The organism is Caulobacter sp. SLTY (assembly GCF_009905535.1).
Lineage (GTDB): Bacteria > Pseudomonadota > Alphaproteobacteria > Caulobacterales > Caulobacteraceae > Caulobacter.
On the sequence record NZ_JAAALA010000009.1, the window covers coordinates 106364 to 122571 of the forward strand.

Consider the following 16208-nt stretch of genomic DNA (forward strand, 5'->3'; position numbering starts at 1 on the left):
AATACGATAAAGCCTATCAAAAAAGTATTGTTTGACAATTTATTTGAATGAGAGAAATCTCCCGATCAACAAGAGGGAGGATCCATGCCGCATCATCGTCAAACCCTGTTCGCCGCCGCCGGTCTCGGCGTCGTCCTGGCTGCCTTGGCCTCAGCGCCGGCCGCCATTGCGCAGGACGTGCCGGCCCCGCCGGCCGCTGCCACGGACGTGGGCGAGGTGATCGTCACCACCCGCCGTCGCGACGAAGCGCTGCAGGACGTGCCCGCCGCCGTCAGCGCCATTACCGCCGGCGACCGCGAGGCGCTGTCGCTGGAAAACCTCGACGACTACCTGCGCCAGGCGCCCAGCGCGAGCCTGATCGCCTCGGGTCCGGAATACCTCAACGACATCTCCATCCGCGGCCAGGGCGGCGGCCGCCTGGGCTTCTCGGAAACCGCGACCGGCCTGTTCCGCGACGGGATGTTCGTCGCCGGTGGCGGCTTCGGCGGTCGCTCGCTCAGCCGGCTGGACTTCTTCGACGCGGCGCGGGTGGAGGTCATGCGCGGGCCGCAGGGCGCCCTGTTCGGGCGCAACTCGGTGGGCGGGGCGGTGAACGTGGTCACACAGACTCCGGTGGACGCCTTCGAGGCCAACGCCACCCTGCGCCTGCAGGACCCCGACCACGTCGCGTTCGAGGGGGTGGCCAACATCCCGCTCATCGACGGGGTGGCGGCCCTGCGCATCGGCGGCATCGCGGTCGATCAGGCGGGGGGCGAGGTCCGCAACCTGACCACCGGCAACTATCTCGACTACAGCCGCTTCCAGGCCCTGCGGGCTGCCTTGCGCTGGACGCCGAGTGACACCCTGACCATCGACTTCATGTTCGAAGGCTCGCGCAGCGAGGCGCCAGCCTTCGGCAACCTCGGCCGCCGGCCGCTGCGGGCCGACGGCACGGTGATGGATCCCTCGCCGGACCTGCGGGCCGATATGAACCGCGAAGGCGGCGCCGAGATCGACGACAATTCCTACTTCCTGACCGCGGTCTGGGACCTGGGCTTCGCCGACCTGAACATGCGCGCCAGCTACAAGCAGCGCGACGGCATGCGCGGTGGCGAGGACAACGACCACTTCGCCGGCCAGAGCAGCATCGACGTCACCCCGGGCGCGGACACCCGCGGCCCCGACTACACCCTGGTACAGGCCGAGGATTTCAGCCGCACCGGGGTTCAGGCCTTCCTGGCGTCCAAGGGCGAGGGTCGGCTCAGCTGGCTCGTCGGCGTCGAATATCTGTCGTCAGAAGCGACCGTCGACCTCGATCCCAACCTCTGCCCCGCCTACACGGGCACGGCCCAGCCGGCGACGGCGGGCTGCTATGTCGGCGCCGCCGGGGCGCTGACCGGCGTTCCGGCCCAGGTGCGCAACGCTGCCCGGCTTGGCCTCAACCACGACCTGTTCGAGGAAGGCCTGGAATCGCCCTCCCTGTTCGGCTCGCTGGAGTTCGCCTTCACCGACAGCACCCGCCTGGGGCTGGAGGCCCGGGTCCAGACCGACAGCAAGGACTACCGGATGCAGCGCTGGTCGGAGGACCCGCTGGTCTATTTCGGGGCTGGCGCCGTGCCGGCCGGGATGATGGCCCCGATCACCGTCGACCCCGACGGCGCCGGCGGCCCACTGCCCGCCTCGCCCGTGCAGTTCTGTGCGCCGACGCAGACCGGCTGTTCCGCCGCCCTGTCGGCCGTCGATATCAGCACGGACGCCGAATGGACCTTCGTGACCCCCGCCGTCACCCTGACCCAGAAGTTCGGCGAGAACAGCACCGGCTACCTGCGGTTCGCCACCGCCTACCGGCCTGGCGGCTTCAACACCAACCTCGGCCCAACCAATGTGCGGGACGTGCTGCTCGACCAGCTGCAGTACGATCCGGAGTACATCTACAGCTATGAAGCCGGCTGGAAGGGCCGCCTGTTCGGGATCAGCCTGGCCGGCGCGGTCTACTACAGCTGGACCAACGAGGTGCAGGTGACCACCGCGCCCTCCGCCCTGGCCCGCGGCTTCGTGCTCGACAACGCCGGCGACGCCACCATCGTGGGTTGGGAAGTGGAGGCCCGCAAACGCTTCCGCATCGGTCCCGGAACCCTGGACGCCTTCCTGGCGGTCAGCGGGCAGCAGGGCGAGTTCGACGAGGGCGCCGAGGTTCTGTTCGACAGCAACGGCGATGGCGTGCCGGAGCTGAACGACCTGGAAGGCAACGAGGTGCCCCGCATGCGGGACTACCAGATGGTCTTCAACCTGGCCTACCGCTTCCCCATCGTCGGCAATTGGAACGGCCTGGTCTCGACCAGCTTCCAGATGGCGGACGGCGGCTATGAGACCCCGCTGAACACCGCTTCCTATGAGGGCTACAAGCTTCTGGACGGGCGGATCGGGGTCAGCAACGGCACCGTGCGGCTGTCGGTGTTCGGCCGGAACCTGACCGACGAGCGCTACATCACCAACATCCTCAACACCAACGAGTACTACAATGAGCCCCGGGTCATCGGGGTCGAACTTGGCGTGGAGTTCTAGACCAATGGCCACCTACAGCCCCCGCACCTGGGTCGCTTTCGCCGCCGCCGGCGCGCTGGCATTGAGCGCGGTCGGGGGTTGCGCGGCCGCCGCTCCTCCCTCCGTTACCGCAATGGCGGCGGTCGCGACTCCGCATGAGGTCACCATCGTCAAGGGCGAGTGGGTCGACGCCAAGCGCGGCCGCACCATCCCCTACAAGCTCTACCTGCCCAGCGGCGCGGGACCGTTTCCGGTGGTGGTCCATTCCCATGGCCTGGGCGGCAGCCGCGAGGGCTCGACCTACATTAACGAGGCGCTGGCCCGCGAAGGCATCGCCGTCTTCGCCATCCAGCATCCGGGGTCGGACAGCAGCATTCTGAACCCGGAAACCATCGGCGCCAGCCGCCAGGGCCGGCTACAGCTGCCGCCCGGCGCCGCCGAGGGCCGGTTCGGTGACCTGCCCTTCGCCCTCGACCAGATCACCGCCCTGAATGCCGAGGGCCCGTACAAGGGCCGCTTCAACTTAGCGCGGATCGGCATGGCCGGTCATTCCTTCGGCGCCCTCTCGACCCTGATCGCGGTCGGCCAGTCGCTGCCGGTCGTCGATCAGCAGTACAGGGATCCGCGCATCCGGGCGGCCATCGTCTACAGTCCCAACAAGCCGCGCCAGGGCGAGGCGGGGCCTGCCTTCGCCAAGGTGAAGACCCCGATCCTGCACTTTACCGGCACCAAGGACTCCACGCCCCTCGATCTTGAAAAGACCCCCTGGGAACGGACCATCCCCTTCCAGACCATCACCGGCGCCGACCAATTCCTGATCGTGCTGCACGAAGGCGACCATGGGGTGTTCGGCGGCCGGCTGGGCGGCGGCGGGCTGAACAAGCCGACCGATGCGGCCCACACCGCGGTCATCAAGGCCGAAAGCATCGTCTTCTGGCGCGCCTGGCTGCTGGACGACGCGGCCGCTTCGGCGCAGCTTTGCGACATCCCCACCCGGGTCGCGGCCCAGGCGGACGGCTATGTGAAGGCGCAGCGCTGCGGAGCGCCGACGCCTCTGCCGCAGTAAGCAGGAGGACCGGAGTATGCGCGCCCTGATGGCCCTGGCGGCCGCCCTCATCCTCACCGCCTGCGCCGGCCATGCGGAAACCGAGGTCGCGCAGCCCAAGCGGCAGCCTAACGTCATAGTCATCCTGGTCGACGATCTGGGTTATGGCGATCTGTCGACCTACGGCGGGTGGATCCCGACGCCGCACATCACCGCCCTGGCCGCCTCGGGCGCGCGGTTCACCGAGGGCTATGTCAGCGCTGCGGTCTGCGCGCCCTCGCGCGCCGCCCTGCTGACCGGCCGTCCCCAGACCCGGTTCGGCTTCGAGTTCAACCCGGTAGGGCGCGACGCGACCAGCGGCCTGTCGCGGGGCGAGACCCTGATGCCCCAGGTGATGAAGCAAGCCGGCTACGCCACCGGCATGGTCGGCAAGTGGCACATCGGCTCAGGCCCAGGCTTCCACCCGCTCGACCGGGGCTTCGACAGCTATTTCGGCATCCTCGGCGGGGCCGGCGACTTCTGGCTGGAGCAGAAGCCGGGCGACATCCACGCCGCCATCGACGGGGATCAGCTGACCGTCCGCTCCCGCATGCCGGTGGTGCGCGGCCGCGAGCCGGTGACCGAGACCCGCTACCTGACCGACGCCTTCACTGACGAGGCCATCGATTTCGTCGAGGCCAACAAGGACCGCCCCTTCTTCCTTTATCTGGCCCACACCGCGCCGCACACGCCGCTGCAGGCGACGGCCCAGTACGCCGCCCGCTTCCCGGACATCAAGGACCCCCACAAGCGGGCCTATGCCGCCATGGTCTCCGGGCTCGACGACAACATCGGCCGGCTGATGGCGGCGCTCAAGGCGCGGGGGTTGGAGCGCGACACCATCGTGGTCTTCCTCAGCGACAACGGCTGCGCCCACTATGTGCGCGGGGCCTGCACTAACAAGCCGCTGGCCGGTTTCAAGGGCATGTACTGGGAGGGCGGCATCCGGGTGCCCTTCATCCTGTCGGCGCCCGGCCGGGTCGCGCCGGGCCAGGTGATCGCCACCCCCGTCTCCAGCCTCGACCTGATGGTCACCGCCGCCCGCGCCGCCGGGGCGGCGCCGCCCGCGAAGGCTGAGGGTCTGGACCTGATCGGCCTGCTCAAGGCGCGGGGCAAGGCGCCCGAGCGCGGCCTGTTCTGGCGAACGGGCCCCAACTATGCCGTCCGCGAGGGCCGTTGGAAGTTGGTGGTGGTCAACAAGACCGACGACCTCGACGATCCTGCCGGCGTCTACGGCTCGCCCACCCCGGACGGGGTAGGGGCGGTGATCTCACCGCTGGGCCAATGGGTGCTTCTCTATGATCTGGCCGCCGATCCCGGTGAAAAAGTCGACCTGTCCGCCCGCCATCCTGAGGTGGTGAAACGGCTGATGGCCAGCTACCGCGCCTGGGACGCGAACAACGCCCCGCCGATGTGGACCAGCCGCCGCCAGTTCCGCACCGAGGTCGAGGGCTACAAGGTCCAGCTCTACAACTAAGCGATCCGGCCAATTTGGCTCTTCTGTGAGGCGAGCGCCCCTTGGCGCCGCGCCGCTCCAATGGTTCACTCCTGATTAACCATGGGGGTGTGGGCGATGATGAAGGGCCGCAAGTACGAGTCGTTCCACCGGGCGCGTCGCCCGGCGCGGCGGCTGCCGGCCTTCGCCTTCCCGCCGGAAGCCGACTTCGTCTTCGACTCCGGCGTCGAGTCCGCCTTCGAAGCCGGGCCGACGATGAGCAACCACATGTCGACCGCTGAGGCCGACCTGCTGGACGCGTATTCCAACGCCGTGGTTCGCGCCGTCGAGCATGTCGGTCCAGCCGTGGTCCGGGTGCAACCCCTGACCTCTGACCGCAGCTTCGCCGGCGAGGGCTCGGGCTTCGTGGTCACCCAGGACGGCTTGATCCTGACCAACAGCCATGTGGTCCAAGGCTTCAACCGCTTCGCCATCATTACCGCGGAGGGCCGGGCGCTGACCGCCCGCTGCGTCGGCGACGATCCGGACACCGACATCGCCCTGTTGAAGGTCGAGCAGGCGGTGCGCCTGCCCCATGCCCGGCTGGGCGATTCCAAACAGCTGCGCCGGGGCCAGCTGGTCATCGCGATTGGCGCCCCGCTGGGTTTCGAGGCCACGGTCACCACCGGCGTGGTCTCCGCGCTGGGCCGTTCTCTGCGCGGTGAGCGCGGCCGGCTGATCGAGGACCTGATCCAAACCGACGCCGCGCTCAACTACGGCAACAGCGGCGGCCCCCTGGTCAACAGCGCCGGCGAGGTGGTCGGCATTGCGACCGCCGTGATCTCGGGCGCCCAAGGTCTCTGCTTCGCCGTGGCCGCCAACACCGCCAGCTTTGTAATGGCCGAACTGCTGGCGCACGGCCATGTCCGTCGGGGCTCCATCGGCGTCGTGGCCCAACAGACCCCTGTGCCCCCGGCCATGGCCCGCGCCACCGGCGTTTCCCAGGCCTACGCCGTCTGGCTGGCCGCCGTCGAACCCCATGGCCCAGCCGCCAAGGCCGGCCTGGCCGAGGGCGACCTGATCATCGCCGCGGACGGCAAGCCGCTGACCGGCCTTGATGACCTGCTCCGCGTCCTGGGACCCGGCAGCATCGACCGGTCGATCACCTTCGACCTGATCCGCGCCGGCAAGCGGCTGACCGTCAAGGTCACCCCCAAGGCCCGCAAGAAGCACGGCTGACGGCGGCCCGCCCGGGGTCTAGATGATCCGGTGACCAACAAGCCCCGCCCCGCCTCGCCTGACGCCGCCGGCATTCGCGGCCGGGCCCTCGACGCGGCCGCCGCCATCCTGGCCGAGCAGGGGGCGGAGGCGCTGAACCTGCGGGCCATCGCCGAGACGGCGGGGATCGGGCTGGCCTCGATCTACCACTACTTCGAGAACAAGGAGGCGCTGCTGGTCAGCCTGGCGCTGATGGGGCTCGAGGACCTGCGGCGCGACATCCTCGACTACCAGGCGCGGCCGGAATTCGCCTCGCCGATGCGGGGCGGGGCGCGGGCCTTCTTCCATTTCGTGGAGACGCGGCCGGAGCTGTTCTCCCTGATGCTGGGCGAGCGGCTGCTGTCGCGGCATTCGGAGCTGCGCGAGGCCGAGTACCGGATGTTCGAGGCCTACAAGGCGGCGGTGCTGGCCGACGACCGCATCCCCGCCCACCGCCGCGAGAACGCCGCCCACGCCCTTTGGGCCCTGGGCCGTGGGATGGCGGCGATCATGGCCTCCTATCCGGCCGGCCAGCGCCCGCCGGAAATCATGGCCCAGCTGGCCGCTGGGGCGGGCTGGCTCATCGATAGGCCGGACTGATTTCCTGCTCTAGTTCCGAGCAGGGATCACCACCGGCAGGGTCTCGTAGCCGCGCACGAAGGTGGAGTAGGTGCGCTTGGGCTCGCCGACCACCCGCACCTCCGGGAAGCGCTTGAGGATCTCTTCCCAGATGATGGTCAGCTGCAGTTCGGCCAGCCGGTTGCCGACGCAACGGTGGATGCCGAAGCCGAAGGAGATGTGCTGGCGGGGCCGTTCGCGGTCGATGATGTAGGCGTTGGGCTGGGCGATGACGCGGTCGTCGCGGTTGCCCGAGACGTACCACATGACCACTTTCTCGCCCTCGCGGATCAGCTTGCCGCCGACCTCGGTGTCGACCACGCAGGTGCGGCGCATGTGGGCCAGCGGCGTCTGCCAGCGGATGGTCTCGGAAACCATCGACGGGATCAACGAGGGGTCCGCCCGCAGCTTGGCGTACTGGTCGGGGTTCTGGTTCAGCGCCAGGATCGAGCCGGAGATGGTGTTGCGGGTGGTGTCGTTGCCGCCCACGGTCAGCAGCACGACGTTGCCGAAGAATTCGCGCGGCGCCATGTCCCGGGTCGCCGGGTGGTGGGCCAGCATGGAGATCATGTCCGGCGCCGGGGGGGCGTTGACCTTCTGGTTCCAGAGGCCCGCGAAATAGGCCTGGTACTCGGCGAAGATCTCCAGCTTCTCCTCGAGCGTCTCGACCAGCCCGCCCGGCACCGGGATGGCGGTGACCACGTCCGACCAGTAGGTCAGCTTGCGGCGGTCCTCCTGGGGAGCATCGAACAGGGTGGCCAGGGTCATGGCCGTCAGTTCCTTGGACACCAGGTCGACCCAGTCGAACTCCTCGCCGATGGGCAGGCCATCGAGGATCGCGGCGGACCGCTCGCGGATCTGCGGGGCCATCAGCTGCAGGTTGGCGGGCGAGACCGCGGGGCTGACCGCCTTGCGCTGCACGTCATGGCGCGGCGGGTCCATGGCGATGAACATCGGCAGCGGCTCGAAGTTGGATGAGCCCCCGGCGATGGTGATCCCGCCCTTCAGGAAGTCGGAGCTGAAGGCCTGGTGGTTGGTGTCCACCGCCATGATGTCGTCGTAGCGGGTGATCGACCAGTAGGGGCCGTGCTCGCTCTCGGCCGTGAAATGCACCGGGTCCTCGGCCCGCAGCCGCTCGAAGATCGGGAAGATGGTGTCGGCCTGGAACAGGGCCGGCTGGGCCGGGTCCAGGCTCTCCAGCGGCAGGTCGTAGACAGGGTCCCGGGTCCTGCCGAGGTCGATCGATCCGTCGCTCATGGCGCGCTCCCGTCCAATGGTTTTCCGTCACCTGAGGGGTTCGAACAACGTTTCACAAGGGCCTCACTGCCCTTGCGGCCGACCGCCGAAGCGCTTCAACTGCCCCGGCTTGGAGGGCGATCATGGACCGGCCGCTGCAGTCGTTCGGGCCGGACCTCTGGCTGGCGGACGGGCCGATCGCCCAGGTGGCCGGATTTCCCTATCCGACCCGGATGGCGGTCGTCCGCCTGTCCGGCGGCGGCCTGTGGATCTGGTCGCCTGTCGCCCTGACCGAAGGGCTTCGACAGGCGGTCGAGGCGCTGGGCGAGGTTCGCCACATCATCGCGCCCAACAGCCTGCACGACCTGCATCTCGCCCAATGGGTGACGACCTTTCGGTTGGCGACCCTGTCGGCGGCGCCGAGCTTGCGGAAGCTGAGGCCCGACCTGCCCATCGCCCTCGAGCTGGCCGACGCCCCGCCGCCCGCCTGGGCCGCCGACCTCGATCAGGTGCTGGTCCACGGCAACGCGATCACCACCGAGGCGGTGTTCTTCCATCGGGCCAGCCGCACGGTCCTGTTCACCGACCTGATCCAGCAGTTTCCGTCCGGCTGGTTCCACGGTTGGCGAGCCCTGGTCGCGCGGCTGGATCTGATGACCGAGCCCGAGCCCGCCGTGCCGCGCAAGTTCCGCCTGGCCTTCACCGACCGGGGTGCCGCCCGCCTCGCCCTGGCCCGTATCGAGGCCTGGCCGGCGAGCGCGGTGGTGATGGCCCACGGCAATCCGGTCGAACGGGACGGCCAGGCCTTCATCGGCCGCGCCTTCCGCTGGCTGACCGGGTGATCGCCGAACATTGCGCATTTGAAACGAGCGGCCGGTCGCATCCTGGTCCACAGTCCCAGGCCTTGGGGCTTTCTCTGTTCAGGAACCGACCACCGATGAAATCCACCGCTCTCGCGATGGCGCTGACCCTCTGCCTCGCGCCGCTCGCGCCCGCCCTTGCCCAGGCCCAGCCGGCCGCCGCGCAAAAGGCCCCGAGCGACGCCGACGTCGCCCGCTACGCCAAGGACCTGCTGGAAGCCACCTACCCGGCGCAAGGCCCCGGCGCGGCCGTCCTGGTGGCGCGCGGCGACACCGTGCTGTTCCGCGGCGCGCGGGGCGAGGCGGACATGGATGCTCACACGCCCCTGACGCCGACCCAGCTGTTCCGCATCGGCTCGGTGACCAAGCAGTTCGCCGCCGCCGGGGTGCTGAAGCTGGTCGAGGAGGGCAAGGTCAAGCTGGATGATCCGCTGACCAAATACGTGCCCGGCTACCCGAACGGCGACAAGATCACCGTGCTGATGCTGCTCAACCACACCAGCGGCATCAAGAGCTACACGGGCATTCCCGGCTACATGATGACGAGCATCCAAAAGGACCTGACCACGGCCCAGCTGATCGAGGTGTTCAAGGACCAGCCGGTCGACTTCGCCCCGGGGGGCGGCTGGAAATACAACAATTCCGGCTACGTGCTGGTCGGGGCAGTCATCGAGTCCGCCAGCGGCATGGCCTGGTACGACTACCTCGACAAGGTGTTCTTCCAGCCCCTCGGGATGAAGGACACCGGCTACGGCGGTGACCCCAAGCTCGTCGCCCGCCAGGCCAAGGGCTACACCGAACAGGGCGGCAAGGCCGTGCCGATGCGGATCTTGAGCATGACCCAGCCGCACGCGGCCGGCGCCCTTCTGTCGACCCCGGACGACCTGTTGAAATGGAACCGCGCCCTGCATGAGGGCCGGGTGCTTAAGAGCGAGCTCTACAGCCGGATGATCACCCCGGAAGGCGCGGCGGCGGCGTCCGACTACGGTTTCGGCATCGGGCCGGGCAAGGTGCGCGGCGCCCCGACGCTCGAGCACAACGGCGGCATCTTCGGCTTTATCTCCCAGCTGACCTACTACCCCGGCCCCGACATCACCGTGGTGGTCCTGCAGAACACCGACGATGGCCCGGACGTCGGCGGAACGGCCCGCCGGTTGGGCGCCGCGGCGCTCGGCAATCCCTATCCGGCAGTCAAGGCCGTGCCGGTCGATCTGGCCACCCTGAAGGCGGCCGAGGGCGTCTATCGCTTCGACGAGAAGACCAGCCGCATCCTGAAGGTGGTCGACGGCAAGCTGACCGCCGAACGCACCGGCGGCCGGCCGGCGGTGCTGACCGCGATCGGCAAGGACGACTACCTCTATCCGGATGGTTTCAACCGCCTGACCCTGGAGCGCGACGCCAAGGGCGTCATCACCGGCATGCGCTTCTTTCAGATGGGCGAAGGTCCCGGCGTGGTCGGCGACCGCACCACCGAAGCGCTGCCCGCCGACCCGGTGGCGGTGAAGCTGTCGGCCGCCGCCCTGGCGCGACTGCCTGGCGTCTATGAAGTCGCCCCCGGCGGCCCGGCGATGACCGTCACCGTCGAGGGCGAGGCGGTGAAGGCCCAGCTGACCGGCCAGCCGCCGGTGAACCTGCGCGCCACATCGGCCACCCTGTTCGATGCGGTCGAAGCCCCGGCCTCGCTGGAGTTCGCGGCCGGCGACGGCCCCTCGGCCCAGTTCACCCTGCGCCAGAACGGCCGGGAGATCGTGTTCAAGCGCAAGTCCTGAACGGGCTCATTCCGGCTGGGCGATGAACTCGCGGAAGCCGGGCGGGTGGGCGTCGAAAAGGGCTCTGTTCGGTCCCACCCAGTCGGGCGAGGCGTCCCGATGGAGCAACAGGTCCGACGCCAGGGCGTTGTGCAGCACCACGCTGAGAAACAGGTTGTCGGTCCACAGCGCCTCGCCCTCTCGCCCGCCGGTGGCCAGCGGCACGCCGGCGACCAGCGCCTCCCGCCCGTCGGCGACCAGGATCAGCGGCGCTACCGGCCAGACCGTCGCCACCTTGTCCCCGACCGGCGAGACGATGCAGGTCGACCCCTCGACCACGTCCTCTGCCCGCAGCACCAGCCCTGAGGACCGCACCCCCCGCGCCGTCGCGGCGACCAGGGCGGGCCGCAGGGCGGCGACCGGCCCGCCAGACATCTCCCAGATCAGCATCTCGCGGGCCCGGCCGATCATCGCCTCGGCCCGGGCAAAGATCTGGTCCGGATCGGTCATCTGGGTGACCGCCCCGGCCGGGGGCGGGGCGGCGATCCGCTCCAGAAGCCGGGCGGCCTCCTCGAACTGCCGGTCCTGCCGCGCCCGCAGGCGCGCGAGAAGTTCGGCCGGCGGGGCGGCGCGGTAGGTCCGGGGCGACTGGCCCGTGGCGCTGACCGCCCCCTTGGCCTCCAGCCCAGTCAGGGCGGCATAGACGCTGGGCTGGCCCTTGCCGATGGCCTGGGCCAGGCGATAGCCGGTCTGGTCCGGCCGGGCCAGCAGGGCGCCATAGGCCTGGGCCTCGATCTCGGTGAACCCGAGGGGCGCCAGCGCCTGGCGCAACGCGTCCCCGGTCGATGTTACCGAGATATGATCGCTCATTCCGGCCCCTTACCCCACAGTTTCCGCGCGCCAAAATTGAACATCATGATCGGAAACGCCAGCAGCAAAGGCATCGGCGACTGAGTGACGGCCGCGGCCCCCAGCGCAATGAGGAAGGCGACCACGGCCACCCACTCGGCGATTTTCCAGACGCTCACGGCACGGACCTTTCAATTTGATACTTTCAAAGAAAAGTATCATTGTCCGTCCGGCGATGTGAAGGGGAGAAAGGATGGCGCTTGGAGTCCTTATGGTGGCGGCCTTGCTGCAGGGGGCTCCGGCGCCGGTTTTCCGGTTCGAGCAACGCGAGGTCTCCGGCATGACGGGCGCCAACACCATGGATGTCGAGGCGGCGGATCTCGATGCCGACGGCGACCTCGACCTGGTCGTGGCCCAGGAGTTCAAGGCCAACCTGGTGCTGATCAACACCGAGGGCGTCTTCGCCCCCGACCGCACCCTGCTGCCCCAGCCGACCCTCGACGACCTCCCCGGCCCGCCGCAGCTGCGCTTCGAGGGCGCGGGCCATGACAGCGAGGATGTCGCCATTGCCGACTTCAACGGCGACGGCCGGCCCGACATCGTGATCGTCTCCGAGGACGACGTGAAATTCGGCCGGCGCGAGGTCCACGAATATTTCCTCAGCTCGCCAACGGGCTATCAGCGGATCCTGGGCGTGCTGCCGGACAGCGAGGCCGACGCCGTGGTCCACGGCGATGTGGATGGCGACAGCGCCCTCGACTTGGTCATCGCCGGCGCCGGCCCGGTCATCCTGCTGAAGGGCGACGGCAGGGGCGGGTTCAAGGACATCTCCAAGGGGCTCCCGGCCAACAGCCGGGTCGTTCAGGACATCGAACTGGCCGACCTCGATGGAGACGGCGATCTCGACCTGGTGATGGGCCAGGAGGGCGGCCACGCCCTGTGGCTGGGCGATGGCAGGGGCGGCTTCACGGACGCCTCCGACCGCCTTCCCGATCCCGGCAAGGTCGAGGCCCGCAAGGTCGCGCACGTCGATATCGATGGGGACGGGGACCTCGATCTCTACTTCAGCCACGTTGGTTGGCAGGGACGCAGCCCCCGCGATCGCCTGCTGATCAACCAGGGCGGCGGCCGCTTCACCGACGCGACCGCCGCCCGAATCCCCGAGGATGACGACACCACCCTCGACGCCCGCTTCGCCGACCTCGATGGGGATGGCGACCTCGACCTGGTCCGCGCCAGCGTCGGGGCCGTCACCGTATGGTTGAACGACGGGATGGGCCGGTTTTCCGACGTCAGCGCCGCCGTGGTCCCGCCGTTCACCGGTCCCAACCTGGCCGTCGAGATCCAGGACTTCGACGGGGATGGCCGGCCCGACATCTATGTCGGCCAGCTAAGGGGCGGCGGCGGCGGGCCCGAGATCCGGGACCGGCTGCTGATCAACCGGAAGCCTTAGACCGCCACCGAGCCGCCGCGACCGGAAGCACGATCAAGGTCAGCAGGGTCGCCGCCAGCAGGCCGCCTATGACCACGGTCGCCAGCGGCTTCTGAACCTCTGCCCCTGGCCCGAAGGCGAAGGCCATCGGCAGGAAGCCCAGCACCGCCACCAGCGCGGTGGTCAGCACGGCGCGCAGCCGGCTGACCGCCCCTTCCAGCGCCGCCTGACCCGGCGGGGCGCCCTCGTCCAGCCGCTGGCGGATAGCCTGCATCAGCACCAGTCCATTGAGCGTCACCACCCCGGAGACAGCGATGAAGCCGACCGCGGCGCTGATCGACAGCGGCATGCCCCGCGCCAGCAGGGCCAGCGCCCCGCCGGCCACGGCCAGCGGCACCCCGGCGAACACCAGGGCCGCGTCCCGCACGGACCTGAGCGCCAGCACCAGCAGCAGGGCGATGGTCGCGAACACGATCGGCAGGATCAGCGCCAGCCTGGCGCTGGCCCGCTCCAGGTTCTCGAACTGACCGCCCCAGGCCAGCCAGCCGCCAGGCGGCGGGGCGACCTGCCGGCTGACCTTGTCCCGCGCCTCGGCGACGAAGCCGCCCAGGTCCCGGCCGCGCACATTGGCCTGCACCACGATCCGGCGCTTGCCGTTCTCGCGGCTGATCTGGCTCGGCCCTTCGGCGGTGTCGAACCGGGCCACCGCCGATAGCGGCACGGTGGCCGCGCCGGGCTCGGCGTCCTCGGGCATGACCGGCAACTGGGCCATGATGGCCGGATCGTTGCGCAGGTCGTCGGCCAGCCGCACCACCACGTCAAACCGACGGTCGCCCTCCAGCACATGTCCGGCGGAGCGACCCGCCAGCCCGATGGCCAGGGCGTCGGCGGCGTCACTGGCGTGGATGCCCTGGGCGGCCGCCACCGTCCGGTCGACGGTGGCCGTGATCGTCGGCTGGCCGGAGACCTGCTCGACCCGCACATCCGCCGCCCCGTCGATGCCACGCAGCACCGAGGCCACCTGTTCGGCGGATCGGGTCATGGCGGCGAAGTCATCGCCATAGACCTTCACCGCCACGTCGGAGCGCACCCCGGCGATCAGCTCGTTGAACCGCATCTGGATCGGCTGGGTAAACTCGTAGGCGTTGCCGAGCAGCTTGCTCAGTTTCGCCTCCATCCGCTCGACCAGCTCGGCTTTGGACAGGCCCGGATCAGGCCAGTTCTTGCGGGGCTTGAGGATCACGAAAGTGTCGGAGATCGACGGCGGCATCGGGTCCGACGCCACCTCGGCGGTGCCGGTGCGGGTGAACACCACGGCCACCTCGGGCATGGCCTTCAGGGTCTGTTCGACGCGGAACTGCATCGCCTGACTCTGTTCCAGCGAGGTTGAAGGGACCCGCAGGGCCTGAACCAGCACATCGCCCTCATCGAGGGTCGGGGCGAACTCCCGGCCCAGCATCAGGACGGCGACCAGCCCGACCAGCGCCGCCGCCCCCGCCCCCGTCAGCACCGTGCGCGGCCGCGCCATCGCCGCGCCCAGCGGCGGGGCGTAGCGGGCCTTGGCCAGGCGGGTGAGGCGGGTCTCCTCATGATCGGCTTTCGGTTCCCGCACCCACAGCGTGGCCAGGGCCGGGACCAGGGTGAAGCTGAGAACGAAGGCGCCGAGCAGGGCCAGCATGACGGTGGCCGCCATCGGGCCGAACATCTTGCCCTCCACACCCTCGAACATCAGCAGCGGGGCATAGACCAGCAGGATGATCGCCTGGCCGAAGGCGGCGGGCCGCGCCATCTCCCGCGCCGCCCCAGCGGCGATGGCCAGCCTCTCGGAAGCCGATAGCGGCCGTCCCTCCGCCTGGCGGGCGAGGCCCAGCCGTCGCAGGGTGTTCTCGACTACCACCACCGCCCCGTCGACGATCAGCCCGAAGTCGAGGGCGCCCAAGCTCATCAGGTTGGCGCTGATCCCCAGCCGGTTCATCGCCGAGGCGGCGAACAGGAAGCTCAAGGGGATGACCAGGGCGGTGATCACCGCCGCTCGCACATTGCCCAGCGCCAGGAACAGCACGGCGATGACCAGCGCCGCGCCCAGGGCCAGATTGTGCTCAACCGTGCGGATGGTCGCCTCGACCAGCTTGGTGCGGTCGAGCACCGGCCGGATTATCACCTGCGGCGGCAGGCTGGGGCCGATCTCGGTCAGTCGCTGGCCGACCCGCTGGGCCACCTCGCGGGAGTTTTCCCCCTGCAGCATCAGGGCGGTGCCGATCACAGTCTCGCGGCCGTCGGCGCTGGCCGAGCCCAGGCGCGGGGCCCGGCCGATCTCCACCATCGCCACGTCGGAGACGCGGATGACCTGGCCGCCCCGGTTGAGGATCGGAGTCTGGGCCAGCTCCCCAAGGCTGCGCACTCGCGCGTCGGCGCGAACGATGTAGGCCTCGCCCGCCCGGTCGACATAGCCGGCCCCGGCGATGCGGTTGGCGTGTTCAAGCGCCTCGACCAACTGCACAAGCCCCACCCCGTGGGCGGCCAACCGCGCCGGATCGGGATGCACGGCGTATTCCTTGACGTAGCCGCCCAGCACATCGACCCCGGCGACGCCCTTCACCGTCTTCAGCTGCGGGGCGACGATCCAGTCCTGCACCGTGCGCAGGTAGGTGGCCTTCTCCTTGTCGCTGACCAGCCGCTCGCCCTCGGGCGTGACGTAGGGGGTGTTCGGCTTCGCGGCCGCTCCCTTGAACTCCAGGGTCCAGATGTAGACCTCGCCCAGGCCGGTCACCACCGGCCCCATCGAGGGGGTCAGCCCCTCCGGCAGGTACTCGCGCGCCGCCTGCAGCCGTTCGCCGACCAGGTTGCGGGCGAAATAGATGTCTGTGGCGTCGGTGAAGACAGCGGTGATCTGGGAAAAGCCGTGCCGGGAGAGCGAGCGGGTCTCGGTCAGGCCGGGCAGGCCGGCCAGGGCCGTCTCCAGAGGGAAGGTGACTTGCCGCTCGACCTCCTCCGGTCCGAGGGCCGAGGCGACGGTGGTGATCTGCACCTGGCGGTTGGTGATGTCCGGCACCGCGTCGATAGGCAGCCGCAGGAGTTCGCGCCCGCCCAGGACTGCCAGCAGGACGGCCAGCGCCAGCACCAGCCAGCGGTAGCGCACGGAAGCGTCGATGATCCTGTCCAGCAT

General features: G+C 69.4%; 12 protein-coding genes. 8 read left to right on the forward strand and 4 right to left on the reverse strand.

The features are described from left to right. Positions 1-84 precede the first annotated feature (84 nt). From GVN21_RS07410 to GVN21_RS07430, 5 genes are all read left to right on the forward strand, one after another. The gene (locus tag GVN21_RS07410; RefSeq protein WP_166574082.1) at positions 85-2544 is read left to right on the forward strand and encodes a TonB-dependent receptor; all 2460 of its coding nucleotides are present in this window, start codon (positions 85-87) and stop codon (positions 2542-2544) included. 4 nt (positions 2545-2548) lie between these two features. Next, positions 2549-3589, forward strand: a complete 1041-nt coding sequence (locus tag GVN21_RS07415; RefSeq protein WP_166574083.1) for a hypothetical protein — start codon at positions 2549-2551, stop codon at positions 3587-3589. A gap of 16 nt (positions 3590-3605) precedes the next feature. After that, complete coding sequence (locus GVN21_RS07420) at positions 3606-5084, forward strand: sulfatase-like hydrolase/transferase (RefSeq protein WP_166574084.1); 1479 nt, start codon at positions 3606-3608, stop codon at positions 5082-5084. Positions 5085-5180: 96 nt separating this feature from the next. Next, positions 5181-6281: a trypsin-like peptidase domain-containing protein gene (locus GVN21_RS07425; RefSeq protein ID WP_166574085.1), complete on the forward strand. Its 1101-nt coding sequence runs from the start codon at positions 5181-5183 to the stop codon at positions 6279-6281. Positions 6282-6311: 30 nt separating this feature from the next. Next, complete coding sequence (locus GVN21_RS07430; protein ID WP_166574086.1) at positions 6312-6899, forward strand: TetR/AcrR family transcriptional regulator; 588 nt, start codon at positions 6312-6314, stop codon at positions 6897-6899. A 9-nt stretch (positions 6900-6908) separates the two neighbouring features. Here the strand turns inward: GVN21_RS07430 and GVN21_RS07435 are convergent, their stop codons facing one another. After that, positions 6909-8174, reverse strand: coding sequence for a cytochrome P450 (locus tag GVN21_RS07435; protein ID WP_166574087.1), 1266 nt, complete (start codon positions 8172-8174; stop codon positions 6909-6911). 122 nt (positions 8175-8296) lie between these two features. Between GVN21_RS07435 and GVN21_RS07440 the strand changes: the two genes are divergently transcribed. Beyond that, positions 8297-8995, forward strand: a complete 699-nt coding sequence (locus tag GVN21_RS07440; RefSeq protein ID WP_166574088.1) for a DUF4336 domain-containing protein — start codon at positions 8297-8299, stop codon at positions 8993-8995. Positions 8996-9090: 95 nt separating this feature from the next. Next, complete coding sequence (locus tag GVN21_RS07445; RefSeq protein WP_166574089.1) at positions 9091-10782, forward strand: serine hydrolase domain-containing protein; 1692 nt, start codon at positions 9091-9093, stop codon at positions 10780-10782. Positions 10783-10788: 6 nt separating this feature from the next. Here the strand turns inward: GVN21_RS07445 and GVN21_RS07450 are convergent, their stop codons facing one another. Together GVN21_RS07450 and GVN21_RS07455 are read right to left on the reverse strand one after the other, a co-directional pair. Continuing rightward, positions 10789-11631, reverse strand: coding sequence for a helix-turn-helix domain-containing protein (locus GVN21_RS07450; protein WP_166574090.1), 843 nt, complete (start codon positions 11629-11631; stop codon positions 10789-10791). Further along, on the reverse strand, positions 11628-11789 hold the full coding sequence (locus GVN21_RS07455; protein WP_166574091.1) for a hypothetical protein: 162 nt from the start codon (positions 11787-11789) through the stop codon (positions 11628-11630). Before GVN21_RS07455 ends, GVN21_RS07450 begins: the two co-directional genes overlap by 4 nt. Positions 11790-11863: 74 nt before the next feature. Here GVN21_RS07455 and GVN21_RS07460 point away from each other — a divergent pair, with 74 nt between their 5' ends. Beyond that, entirely contained in the window at positions 11864-13063 is a 1200-nt protein-coding gene (locus GVN21_RS07460; protein WP_166574092.1) for a VCBS repeat-containing protein, read from the forward strand. Here the strand turns inward: GVN21_RS07460 and GVN21_RS07465 are convergent. Beyond that, on the reverse strand, positions 13047-16208 hold the full coding sequence (locus GVN21_RS07465) for a CusA/CzcA family heavy metal efflux RND transporter (protein WP_166574093.1): 3162 nt from the start codon (positions 16206-16208) through the stop codon (positions 13047-13049). The two genes, GVN21_RS07460 and GVN21_RS07465, sit on opposite strands and share 17 nt — an antisense overlap.